Below are 4881 nucleotides of genomic sequence, written 5' to 3'. Positions count from 1 at the left end.
ACGTGCAATCCATCGAAACATCGATCTGGCTCGCTCTGAAGGGGAGAGCGCAGGCGCTTGTCCTGTCGCCAGTCCTGCCTGTGGCGTGGTCAAACGAAAGCTTCGCAAAGCCAACGGGTGGCTATCTCAGCGTCACGCATATCCCGAACGTGAACCACCGGCTGTTCCTTGGGGCGGCTGATCCTCACCAGCGGTTACGGCAAAGTCGAAAGGATATTTACCGCCTCCCGCTCGCTTAGGTCTACCCACAATTTGGGGAGGGCCTGTCTCTCGGCTTTGGCAAAGAGTTATYTCCTACTGCATCAGAATAAGTGTCTCTATTGATACCAGCGGGCAGGTATCACGTGTCCAGCTTATTCCTATGAGATGGTGGGAAATTGGGAATGTCTTCGTCTGTCCGAGATTGGCGGTGGTTGCCCGCGGAATTGGCGGCTTACCGCGAAATTCGTCGAAAACCTGCCTGTCCGCTGTCGGCCCCGATGCTGCCGGAAATTTGACTTCTGCTTCCACCTTGCGATTACCCAATCGAGAATGACACCAACGGGATGGGAACCAGCCATTCTGATGTTGAAGGTTTTTCAGCAGCTATCGTGACCAAGCTGACATTCGCATCGGCTTTCGCCACGTTCATCGCGGCGAGACAGATGGTGGTCCTTCATCGCACCGCGTCCTCATAATCGACTTCCAGAAGCGCCCCTGAGGCCGGAGCGCAGGCAATGCGTTCGTCTGTCAGGCCGATCCGGGCCGTGGTGACGAACAAGGTCCGGCCATCGCCGCCAAAGGCGCAACTCGTCGGGCGCGGYACAGGGAGAGGGATCAGACGCTCAAGAGAGCCGTCAGGAGCAATGCGGGCGATGGCCGATCCGTCGAACAGGACACTGAGAAGATGGCCGGCACCGTCCATCGTCAGGCCATCGGGCTTTCCCTCCTTGGGGTCCATGCCGAAGAACAGGCGGCGGTTGCTGATCTCGCCTGTGGCCGGATCGAAATCGTAGGCGTAGATCTCCCCCTTGTGCGAGTCCGTGTAGTAGAGCGTTTGGCCATCCCGGCTCCATTCCAGGCCATTGGGCAGATCGAAGCCGGTATCGGCGATATGCCACGTTCCATCCGGATCGAACCGGTAGAGGATGCCGACGCCCTTCTGTCCTTCCTTGTTCATTAGCCCGGTCCACAGGCGACCCTGGCGGTCATACTTCCCGTCGTTGAACCGAAATGCCTGATCGGCATGTGGAGAGCGTGCGAAGCGTTCGATGCGGCCATCCGCTCCAAGGCGTGCCAGCTCGCAGTCGAGGCCCAGAACGATCTGACCTGCCGGCCCCTCTGCCAGCAGGCCGGCAGCGGCGGGAACGTCGATGACGTCATCATGTCCGGTTGCCGGGTCGTAGCTATGGACCTGCCCGCCCATGATGTCGATCCACAGCAGCCGGTTGCGCCGCGCGCTCCAGATGGGACTTTCGCCAATGATCGCGTTAGCTCTGACTGCAATCTTGAAGTCGGGGACGGCGGTCATGACCGCGGCTCCTGCGCAAGGACCGCAATCTGGTCCCATGCCTTAGCCACGGCGGCTGGAGTGGCAGCGTGGACCGCGCGCAGGTCGCGCGGATAATCCACCCCCTCGGCCTCAACTGCGCGAGTCGCATGGAACTGCCCGTTCGCAGCCCGCAGTATCCAGCCCCCTTCTGTGCAGGCGTCGGAGGCAAGGAAAGCTACGCCCGGCGCGACAGTTTCGGGTTTCAGCTCGTCCGGTTCGCCCTCCACGCCCCACATCCGGGTCTTCGCAACCGGAGAAACCGCGTTGACGATGATGCCGTGCGCAGCCCCCTCTTCCGCAAGAACGTTCATGACGCCCACGGCGGCCATCTTGGCTGCGGCGTACGAGGCAAGACCCTTCTGGACATATTGCGGATAAAGAGCGCGGCAGGAGGTCGTCAGCACGATCCGGCCATAGCCAGCCTCACGCATGCGGGGCCATGCGGCTTGAGCGATCCAGAGCGGCGCCTTCGCCATGACCGTCATCATGTGGTCGAAGGAGGCATCTTGAAGGTCCTCGATCTGTTCGTAGCCCACCCAGCCGGCATTGTGGATCACCGCATCGAGGCGTCCGTTCACGGCCAGGCAATTGCGCACCAGTGTATGGCAGTCATCGCGCGTGTCTATCGGGGTGTGGAAGGGGTGCGCGGTGGTCCCTTCAAGGGAAAGGCTCGCGGCGACGTTTTCCGCAATCGCTGGCTCGGTGCCGGTTCCATCAGTATTCGCACCCACATCGTGCAGCAGGACAGTCGCGCCGAGCTGGCCGACCGCTCTCGCATAGGCGAGGCCTAAGCCTCGGCCCGCTCCGGTTATGAGGACAGTGCGTCCGCAAAAATCTAATTGGTTCATCATGGCTTCCTTCATTGCGCGGAAGATGGCCACAATGTTACGATACGTCCAATACCAAAGAAATGGCATCACGATATGAATCACGTATCAGACCAGCCGCTCTCATCGGGGCGCGGTATGATCGACCTGCGCAAAATGGAGCAGTTCATCGCCGTTGCGGAGGAGGGTCATTTCCACCGTGCGGCTCACCGCCTCGGAATGTCCCAGCCACCGTTGACGGTTGCGATTAGACGGCTGGAAGATGATCTGGGCGTCATCTTGATCGAACGGGGTGCCAACCGGATACTGGGCCTGACCTCTGCAGGTCATGCGTTTCTCCGTGAAGCGCGTGAGACGCTACGCCAGGCGCATTACTCGATCCGCATGGCGCGGGAGACAGCCGCCGGCCTCACCGGCCTTGTCCGGCTGGGATATGTCGGCAGCGCGCTCTATGGACGATTGCCCGATACGATAAGAGCGTTTCGACATGCGCGGCCTGATGTGCGCGTGGAACTGCGCGAGGCGACCACGGCAGCCCAGATCGTCGGTCTTCTGAACGGTACGCTAGATGCCGCGATCATCATTTCCCCACTGGCAGATGCGGAGGGGATCGAGCTGCACGGCTTCGATCACGACCGGCTTTGCATGGCCCTGCCGATTGATCATCCCTTGTTGCGCCAAGACAGGCTGACCCTTGCGGACCTTGCGGATGGAGCATTTGTTCTATGGCCGATGATCGAAGGGCGAGGCTTCCACCTTCAGGTGATCCGATTGTGTGCCGACGCCGGCTTCGTGCCTCAGATCACGCAGGAGGCGCATGGTATGCATGCCGTTCTGTCGCTCGTCGCGGTGGGCGCAGGCGTGTCCATCGTCCCGGAGAGCATGGCGAGCTTTCGGCCGGATCGCATTGCATATCGCGCAATAGCCGAGCCGGAAGCAGCTTTCGAGCTGTCYCTGSCGGTCCGCGAGCCAACCCCMGCGACCAAGGCATTTGTGAAAATAGSYRCGGAGSCGCCAGGTAGCTTGAACATTGAWGSTAYGTGACGTTCCTCGAACGGCGGCTTCGGGCTCGARGCTGACATYCTTACGATCTAGGGTAAACGWCSGAAACRGGGTCGGCTGCCGAATGGCGGGTTATTGCGAGATTTCGCCAAAACCGGACCGACCGCAAACGGCCCCGATTCTGACGGTCGGCAACGCGCCTGATGTCGGTTGTAGCGGTCAGTTTTGCCTGGTCCGCAAGTAGACGTAGCCAGCGTGCCGCGCGAAAGCCTTAGCCTGCTCGACTGTTCTGCAGCCATCGCAACTAGGCGTATTCCGTCGCTGCACGTATGGCAGGTTATGGACAGCGACAGTGAGAAGCACGATCAGGTCGTTTGCTGCCAAAAGGTCACCAGTCGCCACGCAGCGTCGGATTCGGGGTGGTTTGGGGACTGTCTCCTTTTATAAGATGCGAAAGCAAAGCAGACGTCTGGGGATATGCCATCATCTTGAGCATCGTCGGAAGTTTGCTAAGCCGCCACGGCCTGCCTCACCGGCTGATGCTTGACTTGGCCGTCGCTTCCTCTAAACCTTACTAGATGGTCGAAAAGGATATCCACATTGTCTCCCGCTTTGCCGGCATCTTGTTTGCGAGATGCCGGGGCATAGCGCGCGCGACCTAATCAAGCGACATGCCAAAACCGGCCTCGCCCTCCCGGACGAGGTTTTCGGCTTGGCTTGTGCCTCGTCCAATTTTTCAAAGGAATTGAACATGGCACAAAATATCTACGACAATCCCCAATTCTTTGCTGGTTACAGCCAACTTCCGAGACAGCTCCACGGGTTGGAGGGCGCTCCGGAATGGAACGCCATCAAGGCCMTGCTGCCGTCACTGCAAGAACGCCGCGTTGCCGATCTTGGCTGCGGCTTCGGCTGGGCATCCCGTTGGATGCGCCAGAATGGGGCCATCTCGGTAACGGGGTATGACCTATCAGAGAACATGATCCACCGCGCTCGAGCGGATAYAAATGACGATGCAATCAACTATCGAATTGCCGACCTCGATACGCTCGAACTTCCTGCCCAAAGCTTCGAGCTGGTCTACAGCGCCCTGACCTTTCACTACGTCAAGGATTTCGATCGCCTCGTCGCAATGATGCATCGGGCCCTGGTACCGGGCGGGGTATTGGTGTTTACAATTGAACACCCGATCTTCATGGCCACGTCACAGCCTCAATGGATCGACAACGGCTCAGACCGCAAGATATGGCCGGTCAGTGGGTATTCGATTGAAGGGGAACGTCGCACTAATTGGTTTGCCGATGGCGTCCTGAAATACCACAGGACTCTCGGAACCACGYTGAATGCCCTCATTGGGAAGGGGTTCCAGCTCGACCGAGTCGAGGAATTTGTGCCCACGCCAACCCAGATATGGGACAACCCAGGGCTGGCCGAAGAACTTGAACGTCCAATGATGCTTCTGATAGCGGCTCACGCGAACTAGTCGACTAGTGGGCTGTCGCGTGCCGACCGACACCCCAC

At 59.5% G+C, this 4881-nt stretch carries 5 protein-coding genes; 3 read left to right on the top strand and 2 right to left on the bottom strand.

The genetic code is table 11. From position 1 onward, the window contains the following. Nucleotides 1-239: phage tail terminator-like protein (locus AC1DUU_RS23025; RefSeq protein WP_476785705.1), on the top strand; the 239-nt coding region annotated here is incomplete at its 5' end. Nucleotides 240-655: 416 nt separating this feature from the next. On the opposite strand, the gene AC1DUU_RS23020 is transcribed toward AC1DUU_RS23025, so the two are convergent. Then, on the bottom strand, nucleotides 656-1510 hold the full coding sequence (locus tag AC1DUU_RS23020; RefSeq protein ID WP_476785704.1) for an SMP-30/gluconolactonase/LRE family protein: 855 nt from the start codon (nucleotides 1508-1510) through the stop codon (nucleotides 656-658). Next, nucleotides 1507-2463, bottom strand: a complete 957-nt coding sequence (locus AC1DUU_RS23015; protein ID WP_476785703.1) for an SDR family NAD(P)-dependent oxidoreductase — start codon at nucleotides 2461-2463, stop codon at nucleotides 1507-1509. Before AC1DUU_RS23015 ends, AC1DUU_RS23020 begins: the two co-directional genes overlap by 4 nt. Nucleotides 2464-2496: 33 nt before the next feature. Between AC1DUU_RS23015 and AC1DUU_RS23010 the strand changes: the two genes are divergently transcribed. Both AC1DUU_RS23010 and AC1DUU_RS23005 read left to right on the top strand, forming a co-directional pair. Next, nucleotides 2497-3402, top strand: a complete 906-nt coding sequence (locus AC1DUU_RS23010; RefSeq protein ID WP_476785702.1) for a LysR family transcriptional regulator — start codon at nucleotides 2497-2499, stop codon at nucleotides 3400-3402. Between the two features lie 709 nt (nucleotides 3403-4111). Continuing rightward, complete coding sequence (locus tag AC1DUU_RS23005; RefSeq protein ID WP_476785701.1) at nucleotides 4112-4843, top strand: class I SAM-dependent methyltransferase; 732 nt, start codon at nucleotides 4112-4114, stop codon at nucleotides 4841-4843. Nucleotides 4844-4881: the final 38 nt, after the last annotated feature.

The sequence above is a fragment of the Aminobacter sp. P4_H6_2 genome (genome assembly GCF_056400805.1).
Note: the sequence above shows the minus strand (reverse complement) of the source record. Positions and strands in the feature narration are given on the sequence as shown.